Source organism: Acinetobacter sp. CIP-A165 (genome assembly GCF_000367985.1).
In the GTDB taxonomy this organism is placed as follows: domain Bacteria; phylum Pseudomonadota; class Gammaproteobacteria; order Pseudomonadales; family Moraxellaceae; genus Acinetobacter.
The window spans coordinates 46,802-67,523 of the sequence record NZ_KB849206.1 but is presented as its reverse complement, the minus strand read 5'-3'; the positions used below and the strand labels follow the sequence as shown (position 1 = coordinate 67,523).

General features: G+C 42.0%; 17 protein-coding genes, 1 tRNA gene and 1 pseudogene. 8 read left to right on the top strand and 11 right to left on the bottom strand.

Annotation, left to right across the window (positions count from 1 at the left end; translation table 11 throughout):
- Window positions 1–4,559 (bottom strand): beta strand repeat-containing protein (locus F991_RS17705; RefSeq protein WP_004672938.1); only part of this gene is annotated, 4,559 nt, incomplete at its 3' end.
- A 529-nt stretch (window positions 4,560–5,088) separates the two neighbouring features.
- On the opposite strand from F991_RS17705, the gene F991_RS14560 reads away from it, so the two are divergent.
- Window positions 5,089–5,165: transfer RNA gene (locus tag F991_RS14560), tRNA-Arg, on the top strand.
- Window positions 5,166–5,231: 66 nt separating this feature from the next.
- Here the strand turns inward: F991_RS14560 and F991_RS14555 are convergent.
- The gene (locus tag F991_RS14555; protein ID WP_004672936.1) at window positions 5,232–6,527 is read right to left on the bottom strand and encodes a hypothetical protein; all 1,296 of its coding nucleotides are present in this window, start codon (window positions 6,525–6,527) and stop codon (window positions 5,232–5,234) included.
- A 131-nt stretch (window positions 6,528–6,658) separates the two neighbouring features.
- Entirely contained in the window at window positions 6,659–7,456 is a 798-nt protein-coding gene (locus F991_RS14550) for a hypothetical protein (RefSeq protein WP_004672934.1), read from the bottom strand.
- A gap of 152 nt (window positions 7,457–7,608) precedes the next feature.
- On the opposite strand from F991_RS14550, the gene F991_RS14545 reads away from it, so the two are divergent.
- The 3 genes from F991_RS14545 to F991_RS14535 all read left to right on the top strand — a co-directional run bounded on the left by F991_RS14545 (window position 7,609) and on the right by F991_RS14535 (window position 9,744).
- Window positions 7,609–8,106: a YcxB family protein gene (locus F991_RS14545; protein WP_004672933.1), complete on the top strand. Its 498-nt coding sequence runs from the start codon at window positions 7,609–7,611 to the stop codon at window positions 8,104–8,106.
- A 29-nt stretch (window positions 8,107–8,135) separates the two neighbouring features.
- On the top strand, window positions 8,136–8,777 hold the full coding sequence (locus F991_RS14540) for a fumarylacetoacetate hydrolase family protein (RefSeq protein WP_004672931.1): 642 nt from the start codon (window positions 8,136–8,138) through the stop codon (window positions 8,775–8,777).
- A gap of 70 nt (window positions 8,778–8,847) precedes the next feature.
- Window positions 8,848–9,744, top strand: coding sequence for a polysaccharide deacetylase family protein (locus F991_RS14535; RefSeq protein WP_004672929.1), 897 nt, complete (start codon window positions 8,848–8,850; stop codon window positions 9,742–9,744).
- On the opposite strand, the gene F991_RS14530 is transcribed toward F991_RS14535, so the two are convergent.
- Complete coding sequence (locus F991_RS14530) at window positions 9,745–10,545, bottom strand: AraC family transcriptional regulator (RefSeq protein ID WP_004672927.1); 801 nt, start codon at window positions 10,543–10,545, stop codon at window positions 9,745–9,747.
- A gap of 107 nt (window positions 10,546–10,652) precedes the next feature.
- On the opposite strand from F991_RS14530, the gene F991_RS14525 reads away from it, so the two are divergent.
- A complete protein-coding gene (locus F991_RS14525) occupies window positions 10,653–11,561 on the top strand; it encodes a DMT family transporter (protein ID WP_004672926.1) in 909 nt (302 codons plus the stop codon).
- A gap of 27 nt (window positions 11,562–11,588) precedes the next feature.
- Here F991_RS14525 and F991_RS14520 read toward each other — a convergent pair whose 3' ends face one another.
- Window positions 11,589–12,839, bottom strand: coding sequence for a YihY family inner membrane protein (locus F991_RS14520; RefSeq protein WP_004672923.1), 1,251 nt, complete (start codon window positions 12,837–12,839; stop codon window positions 11,589–11,591).
- A gap of 146 nt (window positions 12,840–12,985) precedes the next feature.
- On the opposite strand from F991_RS14520, the gene wrbA reads away from it, so the two are divergent.
- Window positions 12,986–13,576, top strand: coding sequence for an NAD(P)H:quinone oxidoreductase (gene wrbA / locus F991_RS14515; protein ID WP_004672922.1), 591 nt, complete (start codon window positions 12,986–12,988; stop codon window positions 13,574–13,576).
- Between the two features lie 36 nt (window positions 13,577–13,612).
- Here wrbA and lgt read toward each other — a convergent pair whose 3' ends face one another.
- A complete protein-coding gene (gene lgt, locus F991_RS14510; RefSeq protein WP_004672921.1) occupies window positions 13,613–14,425 on the bottom strand; it encodes a prolipoprotein diacylglyceryl transferase in 813 nt (270 codons plus the stop codon).
- Between the two features lie 120 nt (window positions 14,426–14,545).
- On the opposite strand from lgt, the gene F991_RS14505 reads away from it, so the two are divergent.
- Window positions 14,546–15,328, top strand: a complete 783-nt coding sequence (locus F991_RS14505; protein WP_004672920.1) for an NRDE family protein — start codon at window positions 14,546–14,548, stop codon at window positions 15,326–15,328.
- A gap of 49 nt (window positions 15,329–15,377) precedes the next feature.
- On the opposite strand, the pseudogene F991_RS14500 reads toward F991_RS14505, so the two are convergent.
- The 5 genes and pseudogenes from F991_RS14500 to rdgB form a co-directional block, all read right to left on the bottom strand.
- A pseudogene (locus tag F991_RS14500) lies at window positions 15,378–17,569 on the bottom strand (PhoX family protein).
- Window positions 17,570–17,753: 184 nt separating this feature from the next.
- Window positions 17,754–18,539, bottom strand: coding sequence for a twin-arginine translocase subunit TatC (gene tatC / locus F991_RS14495; protein ID WP_004672917.1), 786 nt, complete (start codon window positions 18,537–18,539; stop codon window positions 17,754–17,756).
- Window positions 18,536–18,991 carry a Sec-independent protein translocase protein TatB gene (gene tatB / locus F991_RS14490; RefSeq protein ID WP_004672916.1) on the bottom strand — a complete coding sequence of 152 codons (456 nt, stop codon included), beginning with the start codon at window positions 18,989–18,991 and terminating at the stop codon, window positions 18,536–18,538. Before tatB ends, tatC begins: the two co-directional genes overlap by 4 nt.
- A 12-nt stretch (window positions 18,992–19,003) precedes the next feature.
- The gene (gene tatA / locus F991_RS14485; protein ID WP_004672915.1) at window positions 19,004–19,222 is read right to left on the bottom strand and encodes a Sec-independent protein translocase subunit TatA; all 219 of its coding nucleotides are present in this window, start codon (window positions 19,220–19,222) and stop codon (window positions 19,004–19,006) included.
- A gap of 151 nt (window positions 19,223–19,373) precedes the next feature.
- Window positions 19,374–19,997, bottom strand: coding sequence for an RdgB/HAM1 family non-canonical purine NTP pyrophosphatase (gene rdgB / locus F991_RS14480; RefSeq protein WP_004672914.1), 624 nt, complete (start codon window positions 19,995–19,997; stop codon window positions 19,374–19,376).
- Window positions 19,998–20,404: 407 nt separating this feature from the next.
- On the opposite strand from rdgB, the gene F991_RS14475 reads away from it, so the two are divergent.
- A complete protein-coding gene (locus tag F991_RS14475; RefSeq protein ID WP_004672913.1) occupies window positions 20,405–20,617 on the top strand; it encodes a cold-shock protein in 213 nt (70 codons plus the stop codon).
- Window positions 20,618–20,722: the final 105 nt, after the last annotated feature.

Below are 20,722 nucleotides of genomic sequence, written 5' to 3'. Positions count from 1 at the left end.
CCTGTGATCAGATCAAGAGGGCTGCCGTCACCACCAGTAATACCGCCGATGATGCCAGTGATTGGACCAAGAGGACCGCCATCACCGCCGCCAATGCCACCGATGACACCTGTGATTAGATCAAGAGGGCTGCCGTCACCACCAGTAATACCACCGATGATGCCAGTGATTGGACCAAGAGGACCACCATCACCGCCGCCAATACCACCGATGATGCCTGTGATTAGATCAAGAGGGCTGTCGTCACCGCCCGTAATACCGCCGATGATGCCAGTGATTGGACCAAGAGGACCGCCATCACCGCCGCCAATGCCACCGATGACACCTGTGATTAGATCAAGAGGGCCGCCGTCACCGCCACCGATGATTCCAGTGATGCCGCCGACTACATTGCTGATTGGGTTTAGTAAACCACCACCTGCATTAGGATCACCGATAATACCACCAGCTATGCCAGTAATTGTGCCAACAATACCAGTACCACCATTACCATCACCTGCAATAATACCAACGACATTGGTGACAGGGCTGAGCACGTCGCCTTCACTGAGGCTATTGAGATCTAATACGGAGATTGCGTTACCCGAGAAGTTAATCGGAATCGTGATAGGTGCAACGACGCTCGCGTCATCACCGTTACCATTACCGATACCGTAGTTATGTTCACCGTTACCTGCACCAATACCATTGAGCAGACCACCTAATAGACCTGCACCTGTGCCGAAGCCATTGCCAGCACCATTGCTGTTGTTGGTTGAATCGTTATCTTCGACGTGGTTGTTGGTTGTGGTTGATGAGTTATTGGTTGAGTTCGATGTGGCAGTGCCAAAAACAGATATTGCATTACCTGAGAAGTTAATTGGAACTGCAACTGGCATGACAATACTGGCATCGTCGCCATTCCCATTGCCAATACCGTAGTTATGCTCACCATTGCCTGAACCAATACCATTGAGCAAGCCACCTAGACCTAGGAAACCGCCACCTGAGCCACCACCTGTTCCATTGCCGCCGCCATTACTGTTGTCGGTTGTGTCGTTGTCTTGAACGTAGTTGTTGGTTGTGGTCGATGAGTTATTGGTTGAGTTTGAGGTCGCATTGCCAAAGATGGAGAAGGCATTCCCGTTGGCACTAATTGGCACTGTTATTGGTGCGACAATGCTTGCATCATCAGCAATACCATTGCCGATACCGTAGTTATGCTCACCGTTGCCAGCAGCAATACCATTACCTATACCACCACCTGTACCGTTGCCTGATCCATCACCACCGCTATTGCTATTATTGGTAGTGTCGTTATCTTGGAAGTAGTTACTGGTTGTGGTTGATGAGTCATTGGTTGAATTGGAGGTGGCGTTGCCAAAGATCGAGAAGGCATTACCATTGGCACTGACTGGTGTCGTAATTGGCATAACCACAGCGGCATCATCGGCGATACCATTACCGATGCCATAATTATGTTCGCCATTACCTGCGCCGATACCATTTAATAGACCACCAATACCATTGCCAGATGTACCACCGCCACTGCCGCCACTGTTGCTATTGTCAATGCTGTCGTTGTCTTGGAAATAGTTACTGGTTGTGGTTGATGAGTCATTGACTGAGTTAGATGTTGCATCACCAAAGATCGAGAAGGCATTACCATTCGCACTGATCGGGGTGGTGATTGGTGCGACCACAGCAGCATCATTGCCAATACCATTACCGATACCATAGTTGTGGTCGCCATTACCTGCTGCGACACCATTGCCCCAACCACCTATACCATTACCTGCACTGCCATCACCAACGAGGCCAGTACCGCTATTGCTATTATTAGTGCTGTCATTGTCTTCAAAATGATTGATAGCCGTTGTGGATGAGTCATTGACAGAGTTAGAGGTCGAGTTTCCGAACACAGAGAAAGAGTTGCCGAGTGCATTGACAGGCGAGGTAATTGGCATAACCACAGCGGCATCATCGCCATTTCCATTGCCGATACCGTAGTTTTGTTCACCATTGCCTGAGCCTACACCATTGAGTAAGCCACCGATACCATTGCCTGAGGCACCGCCTACGCCAGTACCACTATTGCTATTGTCAATACTGTCGTTGTCTTCGATGTAATTGACTGTGGTGGTTGAGCCATTATTGACTGAGTTGTTGGTCGAGTCTCCAAAGACTGCAAAGGAGTTGCCTAAGCCATTGATTGGCATGGTGATCGGTGCAACGACACTGGCATCATCGCCATTTCCATTGCCGATACCATAGTTGTGTTCACCGTTACCTGCACTGACACCATTCAGTATGCCACCACCAATACCATTGCCCGCACCACCATCAACACCCGTACCACTATTGCTGTTGTCGGTGCTGTCGTTATCAAATACAAAATTAGAGGTGGTTGTAGAGGCATCATTGGTCGATGCGTTATGGGAGTTGCCAAAGAATGAGAAGTCGTTACCTAAACCATTTAATGGTGTGGTGATCGGCATTACGATACCAACATCATCGCCATTGCCGTTGCCGATACCGTAGTTTTGTTCGCCGTTGCCCGATGCCGGTCCATTGCCCCAGCCACCAATGCCGTTGCCCGCAGTACCTGTACCGCTATTACTATTGTTGATACTGTCATTGTCTTCAACAATATTGGTGGTGTTGGTTGATGCGTTATTGACTGAGGTGTTGGTGGGTTGGTCGGGATCTGAACTGCCAAACCATGAAGCATTGTTACCCATCACGTTGACTGGAGTGACGATTGGAGATGTCCAATCTGCATCAGTACCGTTGCCGTTACCAATACCATAGTTTTTGTCACCATTACCCGCACTTACACCATTCAATAGCCCACCGATACCATTGCCAGTTGCGCCATCAACGCCTGTACCGTTGTTACTGTTGTTGGTGCTGTCATTGTCTTGGACATGATTGAGTGTGTTTGTTGGCGCTGTATTGGTGGATGAAACACCGCCACCACCTGTACCGCCAAATGAGTTACCGAGGACATTAAATGGTGAAGTCACTGGAGCAGTGATGCCGACATCGTCGCCATTTCCGTTACCAATGCCGTAGTTTTGTTCGCCATTGCCTGATGCTGGACCATTGCCCCAGCCGCCGATGCCATTGCCAGTACTACCGTCTGCACCTGTACCGTTGTTGCTGTTATTGGTGGTGTCATTGTCTTGAACGATATTTGAGGTTGTGGTTGGTGCTGTATTGACAGAGTTGACTTCACCACCGCCAATCCCTGCAAATGAGTTGCCTAGCACTTGGAATGGTGTTGTCCATGGTGCAACCACGCTAGCATCATCACCGTTACCATTGCCGATACCATAGTTGTGTTCGCCATTTCCAGCAGAAACACCATTGAGTAATCCACCTGCATTGCCATTACCGGCAGCACCGACACCATTGTTACTGTTATTGGTGGTATCGTTGTCTTCAATCACATTTGAGGTTGTGGTTGGTGCAGTATTGACTGAATTTACGTCGCCACCACCGATGCCTGCGACTGAATTGCCGAGTGCCTGAAATGGTGCTGTGACTGGCATGGTGATATCGGCATCATCGCCGTTGCCATTACCGATGCCGTAGTTTTGTTCGCCGTTACCCGCACCAATACCATTTAACCAGCCGCCGCCATTACCATTACCCGCCGTGCCAGTCCCATTGTTATTGTTGTTGGTGGTGTCATTGTCTTGAATATGTGTGGATGAGGTGGTTGGTGCAGTATTGATAGAGTTGACGTCTCCGCCGCCAATGCCTGCAATTGAGTTGCCTACCGCTTGTACTGGGGTTGTCCAAGGCACAGTGACATTCACATCATCACCGTTACCATTGCCGATACCATAGTTATGTTCGCCATTACCCGCAGCAACGCCATTGAGCAGACCACCACCATTACCGTTACCCGCAGCACCAACACCACTATTACTGTTATTGATGGTGTCATTGTCTTCGATCACGGTCGTCGAGCTGGTCGGCGTGGTGTTGATAGAGTTGACATCTCCACCACCAATTGCAGCGAACGAGTTACCTAATGCTTCAAATGGCACGGTGACAGGCGTGGTGACATTAACGTCATCACCATTGCCATTTCCAATGCCATAGTTATGTTCACCATTGCCTGAACCAATACCATTTAAGAAACCACCGTTACTGCCATTGCCAGCAGCGATGCCTAAATTACTGTTGTCTGTGGTGTCGTTGTCCTGAACGTGGACTGACGATGAAGTGGTTGAAGTATTGACGGAAGTGACTGGCGAGGCTTCACCAAGCCAAGAATAAGAATTTCCGAGTGAATGAAAAGCCGTTGTGAATGGATAAGTGAAGTTGAGACCATCACCGTTACCCACACCAACACCGTAGTTCTGATCGCCATTACCCGCTGCAATTCCATTGAATATGCCATCATCAACTTGAGTACCACTGTTACTATTATTTGTGGTTGTACTCTCTTCGACATGAACTTGTTTTATTGTCGATACTGTATTGACAGAAGATGACGTTCCTTGGCTATTGCTACTCCCAAGAGATAGTATGCTTGTAATGGGTGATAAAATATTTTTAAATAACATGTCGATATACCTATAATTATTGGAGTTTTGTTTTATTTACCTTAATAATTATGTGACTCCTGTCTCATAACTTATGCAATAGTATTTATTGGTTATTATTATTGTGTCAATATTGCTTGATATATCACATTTGTATAAATCGTAAATATCATATAAATCAGCCATCTACTTTTTGATGATCAAATATTTATTAGAATTTCTACATATATCGTATAAGTTAAATCAGATTATTCATAAAAATTGCATAATTCATAGAACTGAAGTCGACTTCATTAATTTTAATACGATACTGAATTTTAATGAAAAAAACCTGATCTAGTGCTTAGCGCCAAAAGTATGCCCCGATGACAAAGATATGAATGACATACAAAGGCTTTACATAAATTCAACATAGAAAGACCAGTGTTATAAACAAGAAAACACTTTTTAAAACACAGCAGCTGCTGAATCTATAGCCAAACGATAGTTAAGTCGTGAAAAAGCACTTATCAATTGGGGAAAAATGCGTATAATGCCCAACATCAAATATGCGCTCATAGCTCAGCTGGATAGAGCACTTGGCTACGAACTAAGGGGTCGGGAGTTCGAATCTCTCTGAGCGCACCAATTTGATCAATAGAAAAAACCGCTTAATCGCGGTTTTTTTGTGCCTATTTTTTATGTGAATAAACCCTACATCTTAGTTTTTATCTTCTGTACGAACACAGCATTGCCCCCGATTGCTGGCAACGTGTCATGGTAGGGGAGACTGCGCATTGCTCTCAATAAAAAAGGTGCTTTTTCGTCGATCTTCATGGCTGTGGTCATTTTCAATAAAGATCCTTGATCGTTTTCATTTAAGATCATTTGCCCTTTGATATAGCGTAAATCTCCACCATTGGCATGAAAATTATTTTCAGTGCTTTGTGGATAGTTAAAATGCAATTTAAATGAAAATGGAATACTAATTACCCCCAGACCGACATTGACGTGAATATCCGCCTCCTGACTTTGGTTTTGGAGGGGTGTGGTGCTGACTTTTTTGATCTGACGTGGAAATAACGCTTGATAAGCACTTGGAACAAGCCATTTTTGTAGCTGTTGAGGGGGCTGTTTATAAAATTGATAGGTCGTGGTAAATCTCATGGACTCCCGCCCATGTGTATAAGGCAACGTCGTCGGTACGTGTAGAAAGCTAACAGGCTGCTGCGCGGCTTGACTTAGTTGAGCAACTTTTGCCAATTGGCTAGTTGTGAGCTGAGGGCTTGGGATTTGACCCGCAGCAAGTGGCGTGCTATTTGATCCAATAAAACGATTTCTCAATGCCTCTAAAATAAAGGCACTGCCACTGCTCGGAATACCAAGTTTTACTTCTGGTATTGCATTCAGAATTTTTTTAAATAAAAAACCTTGAGGTTGATTTAAGTCACTCCATTGCGTCAGGGTGATTAAGGTTCTGTTTTCATCCAATGCAAACCATTCAAATTTACCGACCCCATAGGGAATGGGCGCATCAATTACCAAGGTTGAAATACTGTTGGCTGCAAGCTGATGTTGCATGGTGACATCTTCATTAAAGTTCAGTACAGGAATCGGTGTGGGTATCGACACGCGATATTTCATTTGGGTGGTATTGCCTGATTGTGCCAATGTTTTTGCAGATTTGAGGGTCGGGAACAGACCGACATATTGATTAAAGTCAGTCAGTGTTTTTGCGACTTGTTGTGCGTTCACCGGAACAATAATCGCAGCCGAAGTAAAGTTTGCTGTTGGTTGTGGATTGCTTTTTAAGGTTGGAACAGCCGTTTTTATAGCTGGATGTCCATAGATAAAGATATGGTTTTGCGTATAGCTTGCCAAAATTTGTGGTTTATTTTGAAAGGGCTGCAAAGCACTAGGGATATTATCCGTCCATGTAATGAGCTGTGCAAAACTATGCTGTGCTGAACAACATAAAAAAATTGTAAAAAAAGCAATAAAACGAGACATCACATTCCTTTGATGTTGGTTCATAATTTTTTTGGGGTGCTGAGTATCGTAAAATGTATCCTCTTGAGATTATAGCGGTAATCTCTGTAAATAAAGAGTAGTAGTTCTGTATGACGACTACTCAATCAAAGTTAAATATCTTGTTTTTTAGGTTGTGAAACAGCCAATGCTCGGCGGCGATAGAGAAAGATTATAGCTCCAATGGGCAGCGCAATTTGTAAAATAAGAGGACTGTAGGTATTGGTTTGTTCAAACCCTGCACCAAGAAGTTGAAAGCTAAAAGGTTGAAACACAAATTGTCCATTTGTCCAATTAAATAAGATTCGGGTAAAACCCAATGAAATAAAAATTAGCCATAGCCATTTACGTTTTTCCATTGGTGTACGAATACATAAAATCAGGACATAAATTACAAAAATCGGAATGATGATTGCGAGTGTAAAAAAGACATAATTTAAAATACCTTTTCCAGCAAAGGTGAAATCATTTAAATGACGAGTTGCTGCATCAATTGGGGTGACATGAAGCCCCATAATGGTGATTTGATCATTTTTTTTCTTGAAAATCAGATCGTTTAGTAACCATTGTTGTTGTGGATATTCGTATTCAAAGGTCAAATGATATTGAGTTTGATTTGGTAGTTCGAGTTTGTGTGCTCCAATAATATTGACTTGTTGAATCGGCACTTTTGGAAATTGTGCTGTCATTTGTGTAAAGGTCGAGTGTATATCCGCAGTTTGTAATTCAGAATCTAAATGTGCCTCTAAGGTGGCATAATCTCCTTGTTGGAGTTGTTCAAATACTTGTTTTGCAAATTGTTGATCTTGTTCTGGGACAATTTTGTTGATCAATTGTTGTTGGCTACATGCTGCCAATAACACCAAAACACTAACGAATAAAAAACATATTTTCAATTTAGGTAATAGCATTACAGCCTCATTAATTTATTGAATTTATATTAAAATGAATAATGAAGGGCATGATAACACGTAATTTTTGTATAAAATCTCGATTAAATCACTTTCTCTTAAAAGCGTTTATGCTCTAATAGGGGCAAGTTTTTAAATGTTAGAAATCGATAATGTCTGAACAACGTCCAACACTCTCTGCGCGCTATTATCTAAATCTAGAAGAATCTCAAGATGGTTTTGCTTTGATTACGTTTGGCAAAAAACCGATCACTCGTTTTCTAACACCCGCAATTAGTATCGGAATTATCCTTTGGGGGATTTATTTAGGTTTTACTGGCGTGGGGCGCTACTATGTGGCACTTGGTGTTTTCTTTTTGATCATGCAAGCGATCATGCGATTTTGGTTATTGCCTTTGTTATTCAAGCGTCAATTTGTACGTTACCAATTTGGCAAAAGTGAACAAGGCATTGACTTATACCAAGACCACTTTGAACTTTATGCCGCGGGGAAAAAGCAAACGGCGGCTTATAATGAAGTACAGTCTTTCATCACTGGTAAGCTGACTTATATGTTAGAACTAAAAACGAAAACAGTGGTGATTATACCTAAACGTGCTTTTTCCAGTCCTGCTGATCAAAGTAAATTTGAAAATAGCTTTAAAAAATAAATAACGGTTTAAAAGAACAAGGAGCTTCCATGAATACACGTCCTTCAAAAATTGTCTGTGTTGGTCGAAACTATGCCGAGCATGCGAAAGAATTGGGTAATGCGATCCCAGATCGTCCGATTTTATTTATGAAGCCACCGAGTAGCTTGGGTTCACTAGCACAAGGCGTAAGTTGGAATCAGGCATTGGGCGAGTGTCATTTTGAATGTGAAATCTGTTTGCACATTGCTCATCCGATATCTCAAGAAACAGATAAGGCAAAAGCTTTAGAGGCAGTTGGTGCGATTACGCTGGGATTAGATTTAACATTGCGTGATTTGCAAAGTGATTTAAAGAGCAAAGGAGAACCGTGGGAGCGTGCTAAGGCTTTTGATGGTGCGTGTATTCTTGCAGATTGGGTGGAAACTGACGAAATTGGTGATCTACAAGAATTAGAGCTTATTTTGATGATCAATGGCGAAGAACGTCAGCATGGTTTTAGCCGAGATATGTTGTTTGATATCGGGGCGTTATTGGTTGAAATCAATCAGTCTTTTAGCTTGGAAGCGGGCGATGTGATTATGACAGGGACACCAGCAGGTGTTGGTGCACTTCATCCAAATGATCAGCTGACGATGAAATTGATTACCCAAACAGGCGAATATGACTGGGATACATTTGTCAAAGCATAACCGTCAATGATATGGCGCTGATATTCAGATATCAGCGCCTTTTTTATTGCTAGAAAATGAGAAGAATAGAATGAAAATATGGCTATGCCTGACACTGTTTTTGATCACAACCCTCGGTCATGCCAAGCAGCTTGCTTTAAGTTTTGATGACGGTGTAAATCCTGATTTAAATGTTCAGGCAACACCCATTAATCAGCGTATTTTAGAACAACTCCATCAACATCAACTGAAAAGTATTATTTATCCAAGTGTGATTAAGATTGGTGATTATGCAGGGTTACAGTTGGTGGCTGAATGGGGGAAACAAGGTCATCAAATTGCTAACCATAGTGAACTTCACCTGAACTTAAATAAAGACAGTACCAGCAGCCAACAATACATTGATGGGATTCGACGAGCAGAGCATGTATTTCAACCTTTACAGGGTTGGGTTGCAAGATACCGTTATCCTTTTCTGAAAGAAGGTGATACGCGAGAGAAAAGAGATACGGTTGTTGAATATCTTAGACAACATGGCTATCAGTCGGGTGCTGTGAGTATTGATGCCAGTGATTGGTTTTATAACCAGAAATATCTGTCATATCAAAAACATAATCAGACTGTGCAACTTGAGAAACTAAAGCAAGCATACATTCATCATTTGCTAGATCGAGCTGATTATTATGATCAGTTAGCAAGAGATACAATTGGTTATTCGCCAAAGCATGTGCTGTTACTACATGTAAATGCAATTAATGCTGCTTTTTTGGATGATGTGATCACTGCATTTAAACAACACGGTTGGCAGCTGATTGACAGTGAAAAGGCTTATACCGATCCGCTATATCAGCGCACTTCAATGGTTTTGCCTGCTGGCGAAAGCATTGTTTGGTCACTGGCAAAACAACAAGGACATATCAAACTACGTTATCCCGCCGAAGATTCGCCATATGAGCAAGATAATTTAAAGCGTTTTGATTTGCCTTAATTAGCGACCTTGATATAACTTGCGGAACTGGTCTGGGGTAAAGTGCATCCAGCGTTTAAACATATATATAAAAGCGGATGAACTGGCATAACCTAAATCCAATGCGATGTTTTCAATGGTTTTACCTTGATTGAGCATTGACATTGCTTTCATGACTTTGAGACGCTGCCGCCATTCGTGCAGCGACATGCCAAGCTCCTTTTGGCTATAACGCGCTAAGGTTCGTTCGGTCATGTTAATCATTTCCGCAAGTTCTTGCAGCGTACTGTTGTCGGCAGGATAGTGGTGTAAGTGACTTAATATTTTTGATAGGGAAGGATGCTGTGTGGTTGGTAAATAACTTCCGACCAGTTCAGCATGTGTGAGTGAATCCAATAATACTTGCAGCAACCTTAAATATTCTGGATCTTGTTCTGAAAATGGATGTTTACGAATATGTTCCAACAATGCAGGAACCAGCGGTGCTGTCAGTAAAATGCCAGCTTGTTGCGGCATATTTTGGCACAGGCTTTCATGTACATATAAGGTACAGTGCGTCACTTCGTTACGATTGATACCACTATGTTGTAAATGAGGAGGCAGCCAAATGCCGTACGGAGGAGGAGTAAGATAGTGAATCTGATCAATACTGACCTCAAGTACCCCATCAAAAGTATAAATAAACTCGCCCCATGCGTGCGCATGTTTTGGATAAAACGTTTCAGCAGGTGCATCACGAATACGTAGCCACAATGATGCAGGAATATCATCGTATGCAGGAAGTTCATGAAAATCTTGGATGCGTTGGGCTGATTTTTTCATAATATGAGAATTGCCTGAAAACAAGCATATATTGTCTGAATTTCACTATATCATCAAAATACGACAGCTTTATATTGGCGTTCTAATTATAAAATTGAGAGCTGGCAATGGATGAGCGTAAAACATTAGATGCACGAGCATCAGGTCTTATGATCGGTCTCTGTATGATTTGGGGGCTACAACAAGTCATCTTAAAAATGGCTGCGCCTGATATTTCTCCCTTAATGCAAATTGCTTTACGTTCGGGCTTAGCTGCAATCCTACTATTGCCTTTATTGTGTCTGGATAAAACTGCCGAGCTCTTTAATCGACAGAACCTGAAAGCAGGTGCTTTGGTTGCTTTTTTATTTTCTTTAGAGTTTTTCTTATTGGCGCAGGCATTGCAATGGACTTCGGCTTCACATGCTGTAGTTTTATTGTATACCGCACCGATTTTTGTGGCTTTGGGTTTACATTGGAAACTACCCTCTGAGCGTTTAAGTTTGTTGCAATGGAGTGGCATTGCTCTGGCTTTTATTGGAATCGTCGTGACGTTTATCCGAGGGCAACAAGGAACTGCTTCGCTGATCGAGCAACAAATGCTTTGGGGGGATTTGTTGGCATTGGCAGCGGGTATTGCTTGGGCAGCAACCACGATCACCGTACGTTTATCTTCTCTGGCACAAGCTGCGGTGACACAGACGCTTTTCTATCAATTGGCGGGTAGTTTTATTTTACTGTTTGGATTGGCGGTATTTTTAGGACAAGCGAGTATTCATTTTACTCCCTTAGTGATCGGCAGCTTGGCCTTCCATACGTTGGTGGTGTCTTTTGCGAGCTTTTTAGCTTGGTTTTGGTTGCTTAGAAATTATTTAGCATCTCGCTTAGGGGTATTCTCTTTTTTAACACCGTTGTTCGGTATTGTGTTTGGCATGTGGTTGTTAGGTGAGCGAATTGAACCTAATTTCGTGCTTGGTTCAATTCTAGTTTTGATTGGAATTATGGTGGTGAGCTTGCAAGGCTGGTTGAGGAAATAAAAAAGACCTCATGTAGAGGTCTTTTTGTTACTTTTGTTCAAAAATCGTTGAAAGGGGAATCGAAAGTTTGGCAGCTAAATAATCATTGCTTTCAATGAGCGCTGGCCCGATTTTTTCCATCCACTCATCATCCTGATGCACATTGGACACATCATCTCTTAAAGGGAGTGGATAAGGGAGAGCAGTAAAGAAACTCCAAAAATCAACCTGTGCTAAATTACGGACCAATACATATTCATCTTTATCGGTTCGTTTAATCAGATTTTGTGCTTCTAATTGCAGGATATATGAGGGTAAACGCCCGAGCTCACCACGGCCTACAATATCGAGTAGCTCATGCTCGCTCACACTGTTACCAATTTGCTGTTTCTTATAGAACAACTCTAAGATATCCAATAACATCATGATTGGATGACGTTTTTGTTCTTTGCCCGAATGGAACGCGGTCAGTGCATAACTGATTTCTACGCCTAATAAGATGATGTTCCAAGACAGAAAAATCCAAAGTAGAAAAATGGGGATCGCCGCGAAAGCACCATACACAATTTCATAGCTGGTGAAATTACTCATGATCCAGCCAAATAAACGCTTTAAGATTTCAAACACAGTTGCACTAAAACATGCTGCGATGATCGCAGAGACAATCGGCACATTTCGATTTGGTATGGTCCAATATAGAATAAAGAAACCGAAGACCGTTAATAAAAACGAAATTAGCCATAACAGAAAAGCACCATCAAGTTGATAGCCTGCAAAATTATTGCTGAGGATATTCATAGATGCGACAGCGGAAGAAAGTACAAATGCACTGCCTAACAGAATAGGCCCTAGAGAAATAATGGTCCAATAGCGCATGAAACCGACTAGACCCGAACGTGTCTCTTTCACACGCCAAATGCGATTAAACACATTTTCAATCGATGACAGCATCAGTACTGTGGTAACAAATAAAAACAAGATACCGATGACGGTGAGATTACTTGATTTATCAGTAAAAGCACTCAACGCCTTATCAAAGGCAATGGTACTTTTTGGCAAAAAGTTACTATAAATCAGTTGTTGTAGCTGCTGCCTAGCAGGCTCTAAAGCTTTAATCGAAGAAATAATCACCAAAAAAACGGTAAGCATTGGGACGACCGCAAACAGGGTGGTATAGGTCAAGGATCCTGCTTGTTCTCGACAGCGATCAGCCTCAAAACGACGTAATACAAAGACAATAAATTGAAACCATGTTTTTTCTAAAAAATTCAGTTTTTTTAGATAACGGTTTAAGATCATGGGTTCTATCCTAGTTATTTTTCAAACCTTCCTCTTTTGAAAGAGGGTTTCGGGAAGATTTTTGGATTGATCAATACACAAAACAGCGAATAAATTGGCATTAATCGTATAATATCTTCTTTAAGTTAACAAAAACCTTGAAAGCGATGCAACCTTACATTCTTGTTCTTTATTACAGTAAATACGGTTCAACCAAGCAAATGGCACATCTGATTGCCGATGGAATTGAATCTGTAGGTGTGGCCGCACGTATTCGAACAGTCCCCAATCTGGCAACAGTTGTGACGCAAGCTGAAGCGAGTATTCCAGAAGAGGGTGATCTTTATTGTAGCTTAGATGATCTCACGCATTGTTCAGGATTGGCTTTGGGTTCACCCACGCGTTTTGGCAATATGGCCAGTGAGATGAAATACTTTTGGGATCAAACCACTAGCCTATGGCTCAATGGTGCTTTGCATAATAAACCTGCTTGCGTATTTACGACTTCGGGGTCGATGCATGGTGGGCAAGAGAGCACTTTGCTGAGTATGTTACCGCCGTTATTTCATCATGGCATGTTGATTTTAGGTCTGCCAAATTCGATCCCTGCATTGTCAAATACCAAAACAGGCGGCACTCCCTATGGGGCAAGTCATGTCAGTGGACCTCGCCATGATCAGGGCATGAGTCAAGATGAAAAAATCTTATGTGAGGCACAAGGCAAACGCTTGGGTGAAGTGGTTAAAAAACTATTTTAAAGTCATAAAAAATGGGAGCATCTGCTCCCATGATTTTTATTTTTTCAGTTGCCAATCATAGATATTTTTACGGTATGCATACCAAATCATCCAGAGTCCAATAATAATCATCGGGAAACTCAGGATTTGACCTTTGGTCATCCAGCCAAATAAGATGAAGCCTTGATCTGCATCGGGTTGGCGGAAAAACTCCATAAAGAAACGTGCAACACCATAACCCATCAAAAATACTGCTGAAACAGCCATACGCGGACGAGGTTTAGCACTAAACCACCACAGTACAATAAATAGAATTAAGCCTTCACAAATCGCTTGGTAAAGCTGTGAGGGGTGACGTACCAAACCTAATGGATCCGTTGGGAAAATCATGCCAAATGGATAACTTGGGTCTTGGACTTGACGGCCATACAGTTCGCCACCAATGAAATTACCAATACGACCAAACATCAAACCTGTTGGTACGCAGGGCGCAATAAAGTCCAAGGTCTGAAACCATGTCTTTTGGTATTTTTTACACCAAAATAACATAGCAATCACGACACCAAGGAAACCACCGTGGAAGCTCATGCCACCTGTCCACACTTGGAATAACCACAGTGGGTTTTCTAAGAATTTCGCAAACTCATAAAACAGTACATAGCCAACGCGACCACCCAGCACGACGCCGAGTGCACCATAAAAGACGAGATCTGAAACCATATCTCCCGTCCAGCCATCACGTTGCTTAGCGCGATAAGAGGCGAGCCCCCAAGCACATAAAAAAGCCAACAGGTACATGAGTCCGTACCAGTGCACCTGTACTGGTCCTAAGCTCAGTGCAACTGGATCAATATTTGGATAGGTCAGCATCGCTGTTCCTCAGTTTAGAATTTGAAATTAAGTTTTGAGCAAATTGTAGCGGAATGATATGAAAAATGTTGTACATTCAATGTGAAAGTCAACAGTCCTTAAGATAAGAGAACAAGATCAATGTGTATTGTCGCGTTTGCATGGCAAGTTCTGGAGGAACTGCCACTGTGTTTAATTTCAAATCGAGATGAGTTTTATCATCGCCCTAGTGTTGCTTTGCATGCATGGGAAAATAGTTCGATCGTGGCAGGGCAGGATCTGCAATCGGGTGGTACATGGATGGGGGTGACGGCATCGGGTCGTTGGGCGATCGTAACTAATTTTCGTAACGGCCGTGATCAGCAGCAGTATCAGACCTCAAGAGGACATTTGATTCAAGATTTCCTTGAAAGCGATTTAGCGCCGATTCGTTATGCTCAAATGTTAGAACAAAGACAACAAGACTATGCGGGCTTTAATTTATTTGTGGGGGATACACAACAAGCTGTTTATATGAGCAATCGGGGAGAAGCACCACAAGTTTTGGCCAAAGGCGTGTATGTGGTTTCCAATGGTTTAATGTCCGAAGATTGGAAGAAGACCATGCATTTGCGTAAGCGCTTTACCCAAGAATTTTTGCCGATGTTACAGCAACCAAAGATTTCAGAAACAGATTTAGAATATGCCATCTGGGATATTTTAGAAGATGAACGAAAAGTTATCCCAGAGTTGTTACCCGATACGGGCATTAGTTCGGAGATGGAAGCCTTACTTTCCTCAACGTTTATACAAAGTCCTATTTATGGTACACGCTGTTCAAATTTTTTACGCATGACACCAACACAATGGCAGTGGTTGGAAAAAGGACAACAAGGAGAGCAGCAAGGAAATATTGTGCGTCAACAGATCATGCTATTGAAATAGCCAATGCCAATCCGAAGATTGGCATTGTCATGTTGGATCAACTCAGCGATTAGCCAGCGATCGCACCACCATCTTTACGCGTGATCACCACCGTAGCTGAGCGTGGGCGAGCAGTTGTGTTATTTGGATTAGTTTGAGTCGCAGGCCAATGGCTGGTTGGTGCAGCATAACTCTTAGAGTCTTCACCTGGATGTTGTACATTAATGAAAATGGCTTTGTAGTCAGGCGTCATGGTCACACCCGTGATTTCACACTCTTTAGGGCCTGTAAGGAATCGACGCAGATTTTCATCATTGACTTTGGCACCGACAATGGTTTCAGTTCCATTCGAGGTTGTAGCTTTACTACCATCACTAACTTGACCTGGTAGCGCTGCAAGCATCATACAGTTAGTGACATCGGTATAAGCGCCGTCATCAGTCTGAATCCAAAGCACGCCACGAGGGTCGAACCACATACCATCTGGTGATGAGAAGTCATTTTGATCTGTCAAGCCAGAAAGGTTGATATTGGCTGCCATGGCTGCTTCCGCACCAAATAAGTAAATATCCCACTTAAAGCTTTCAGCCGTAGTTTTATCATCTGCTTCACGGAAACGGATAATATGACCGTTAACGTTCCCTTTTTGTACTTTTTCGTTGTTTTTCAAGTCTTCATAATGACGCGGGTTAGCGGCATCGGTTGGATAGCTTGAACCACGATTTGAGTTGTTGGTCAGTGTCACATACACTTCACCATTGACTGGGTTAACTGCACACCATTCTGGGCGATCCATCTTGGTTGCGCCTACTGAGTCCGCTGCCAGACGAGCAAAGGTCACCACATCCGCTTGAGATTTAAATGGGTATGCTGCATTGCTTTCATTTAAGCCATTTTTACCATAGCTAAGCTCAACCCATTGACCAGTACCATCATTATTGAATTTAGCAACATAAAACTTTCCAGCATTCATGTACTTATCGCCAGCGCGATAGCCACCATTTACATCTTTTGGATCCCATTTCGCATCGGAAACAAATTTATAGATATATTCACCACGTGAGTCATCACCCATATAGAAGGCTAGATTTTCACCTTCAATCACGCGACTGGTACGGCAGTCTTCATGAGCAAAACGTCCTAGAGCAGTACGTTTTACAGGGGCTTGGCGGTTATCAAATGGATCAATTTCCACCATCCAACCAAAGGTATTTGGTGCGTTACGATAGTCTTGGGTCGCCTGTTCTGCTTTTACATCAGCATTCCAACGATCATACAGGTCTTGGGAGTCTACTTGTCCGAGTGCTGTTTCCCACGCATAGCGAGAGCTTGCGCCTGCTTTCAAACCATAACGTTGAAGTGCCACGATTTCTTCTGGGCGACGAGCTGCATCATCAGTTGCGCTACGTGCAAAATAACCAATAAAGTTTTCCTCAGTTGTGAGGTAGGTCCCCCAAGGCGTATAACCATTACCACAGTTGTTATGCGTGCCGCGTGTTTGTACGCCAGCTGGAGAAAACTTAGTTGCTAATAGGGCATTTGCTGCCGCAGGACCAGCGAACTCCATCATGGTTGAACCAGTGATACGACGGTTGTACACAGAGTTTTTTACCAATTCAACCTTTTGAGTTTTGGTATCTTTTTTCACATGAATGATTGAGACACCATGTGCATTCACTTCACGAATCACTTCATCTTCAGGACGGCGACAATCTACTTTGGTTGGACCCTTAGGATGTAAGAAAGTCGGGTTGATATATTCGTGGTTGAGGACTAACAAACCATCATTAGATTGTTGTTCATCATAACGACCAGTTGCAGTATTTAATCCAAAATAGCTCATACCATCATGGCAGTCGCCTGAACGGAACTGAAAGCTTGGCCCTGATGGATACTGTTGTCATCCCATGCTGCATAACTTGGATTAATTGAATCACCTAAGGCATAAATCACATCTGCTTGATAGTCTTCTGGTACGGTGACAATATCATTAAGATTTTTTGGTACAGCAGTGAATTTAAGTTTTTCAGGTTTTTTATTGGGATCAACAGGCGTTGTTGTACCACCACCAGTATTTTTATTATCGTTATCATTACAGCCTGTCAATGTTGATGCCAATGTCAATGCGACAGCACCGCTTGCTGTTTTGGTGATGAGGCTACGGCGGCTAATATGCTGTTCTAAAATGTCACGAAAATGAACATTTGTAGAGGTGTTATTATCCAGTTCTTGGTCTTCATGATATGGCGTCAGCTGTGTCATGGAATCATCCTAAGTTTATATGTTCAGTAAAAAATTTCCCGCCTTTAACTTAGATTGAAATTGTGACGTTGCCTTGACACTTATGTGACAAATACATTAAAAATCAAATAATAATATAAAGTTTGGTCAAAAAAACAGGTCTAGGACCTGTTTGGAAAATTGTTTATGGCGATAGAGTGAATCGCTATGCTGTTTTTCTTTTTTCGATGATTCTTCCAAAGAACAAACCCAATTCAAAAAGTAACCACATCGGCACTGCCAACATAATCATTGAAATGGCATCAGGCGGCGTGACAAACATGGAGACAAAGAAACAACCCACGATGATAAAGCGCCGTTTCTCGATCAAACTTTGCGTGCTGACTACCCCGATTAAAATGAGTAATAAGGTAATCACTGGAATTTCAAATGTTAAGCCAAAAACAATAAATAGCTTCAAACAAAAAGACAAATAACTGTTGATGTCTGTCATTGGTGCTACGGTTTCAGGAGAAACACTGATAAAGAAATGCAAAATAGATGGCAAGGCGATGAAATACGCAAACGCAATACCGATGTAAAACAAAGCAATGCTACTAATCAATAAAGGCAGTGCCAATGATTTTTCTTTTTCATACAGTGCAGGTTTCGCATAGGACCAAATTTGGTAAATGATAAAGGGCATAACCAGCATCAGTGCGACAAAGAAATTCAGTTTAAAGGGTGCCATAAATGTCGCGGTGACATCCGTTGCAATCATGGATGAACTGACAGGCAATTGCGCTCGTAACGGCTCTGAAAGGATTTGATAGGTACGGTTAGCAAAGGGCAGTAAACAGAAGAACAAAACCAATATTGCAGCAACGATTTTAAATAAATGTCGACGCAAAATCATCAGATGCTTGGTAATCGGCATTTCTTCAAGCTTAACGTCTTGATCATCATTTCCCAAAGTGGTTTGGGTTAATGGAGAGCTGGATGGTGAACTCATACCGCCACCTTTAATTCAGGAGTTGAAGAGGTTAAATCAAATGGTGAATGTGGAGTCGGAGGTGCCATATGTAAGAGTGCAAACTTCGGTAGATAAATGCATGCCACGGGGTGCAATAAATAATGATAATGAAGTGGTGCGCGATTATGTTTGGCTACCACAGCTTGGGTTTCTTCTTCTAAAGAGATTTTTTGCTGTTCCAATGAGCTCATCTGAGCTTGCATCTTCTGCTCAAGTTCAGCGATACGTTGCATCTCTTTCTGCATTTGTTCGCGGAGTTCAGATAGACGCAATTCACGGTCTATATCATTTTGAACATTACTGACCAGACGCTTAATTTTGGCATACCATTTCCCCACAAAACGAGCGGCTTCAGGTAGCTTATCAGGGCCGAGTACCAGTAAAGCAATAATGCCGAACGCAAGCAGTTCGGACATTCCCAAATTCAGCATAATGGCGCTCGCTTAGCTTTTTATTGAGCTTTCAGTACTTTTGACTTGAGCATCAATGGTACGAGGTTCATTTAGAGCAGTCGTGGCTTCTTCGTCTTCTTTGATCGATTTTTTAAAATCTTTCACAGCACCACCAACATCTTTACCTAAGTTTTTAAGCTTTGATGTACCGAACAGTAAAATAACCACTACTGCAAAAATAAGTACATGCCAAATCGATAAACCAGCCATAACCATATTCCTATAAAACTTTGGTTATATCTCAACAGTTTGGCATGACAGAGGTGTGACACTAATATTGCAATTTTAAGACAGTAAACAGAGAAATGATTTTTATAAAAAAGAAAGAAGCCCGAAAATATGTTTCAGGCTTCGGTCAATATTAGCGTAGGCTCGCTTTAAAAAGTTGCATCGCCTGACCACGATGGCTGATTTTATTTTTCTCTGTTTTGCTGAGTTCTGCGCTAGAAAGATTAAGTTCTGCTAACCAGAATAAAGGATCATATCCAAAACCATTTTCACCACGTGCAGCGTCTAAAATCTCACCCTTCCAAATCCCTTGGAAAATTTGCGGCAGTGGATCTTCGGCATGCGTAACTAAAGCCAAGACGCAGACAAACATCGCTTCAATGGTCTCGTCATTGTTGCGGAGAGGTTTAAGATCAGCCAACAGTTTTTGATTGTTGGCGGCATCGTTGCCATGTTCACCTGCATAACGCGCAGAATAAATCCCAGGTGCGCCGCCTAAAATCGGTACACATAGACCTGAATCATCTGCAATTGCTGGTTTGCCAGAAATTTTTGCAGCATGACGTGCTTTGATGATGGCATTTTCAACGAAGCTCAAACCATCTTCGATGGCATCTTCAATATCGAGTTTGCCTTGAGGAATAATCTCGATCGGTAAATTAAGTTGTTGAAACAGATGTTCAAATTCGGCAACTTTGCCTTTGTTGTTGCTTGCAAGGACGAGACTGCCGTGTTGTAGCCAATGGGGATTAGACATGATGGTTTTGAGGTATCTGGATTGAATATCTAAGATTTTAGTGACTTTTGAAGCATGAGAGTAGTTAAATTATCTTGTTTTACACGATTTTGATAATATCGCGAATAAAATGTTTTTTAATCGAAAGTCTCTAAGTGTATTGAAAACAAACGAGTAATTTATTTTATTTTTTATCTTTTATTTAATTAGATCATATAAGATATAAAAAAACTTGAATATTTATTTTTTTCAGGTATCATTCAATTAACTAGAAAAATTATTGTTTTGGTTAATCTTCTCTAAGTATCGCAGTTTTAGTCATAATCCTTCGTTTTTTACAGATATCAAGCTCAATTCTTCATTATTTTTCAAAGTTATCATTAGCCGTAATAACATGGCTAAAATGTTAAAATTCAATAGGATATATTATGTCTACTACAACAGTTACTGGTACAGTGAAGTGGTTTAACGAAACTAAAGGTTTTGGTTTTATTCAACAAGAATCAGGTCCAGATGTTTTCGCTCATTTCAGCGAAATCGCAAACTCAGGTTTCAAAACTTTGTTTGAAGGCCAACAAGTTTCATTCAGTATCGCTCAAGGTCAAAAAGGCCCAAATGCTGTGAATATCGTTGCTCTTTAATAAGTAACCCAGCATTCAAAAAAAGCACTTTATAGTGCTTTTTTTACGTTTGCTGTTTAGGGAGGTGATCTACAATCATATCCTAGCTCACTTTTATCATATCGT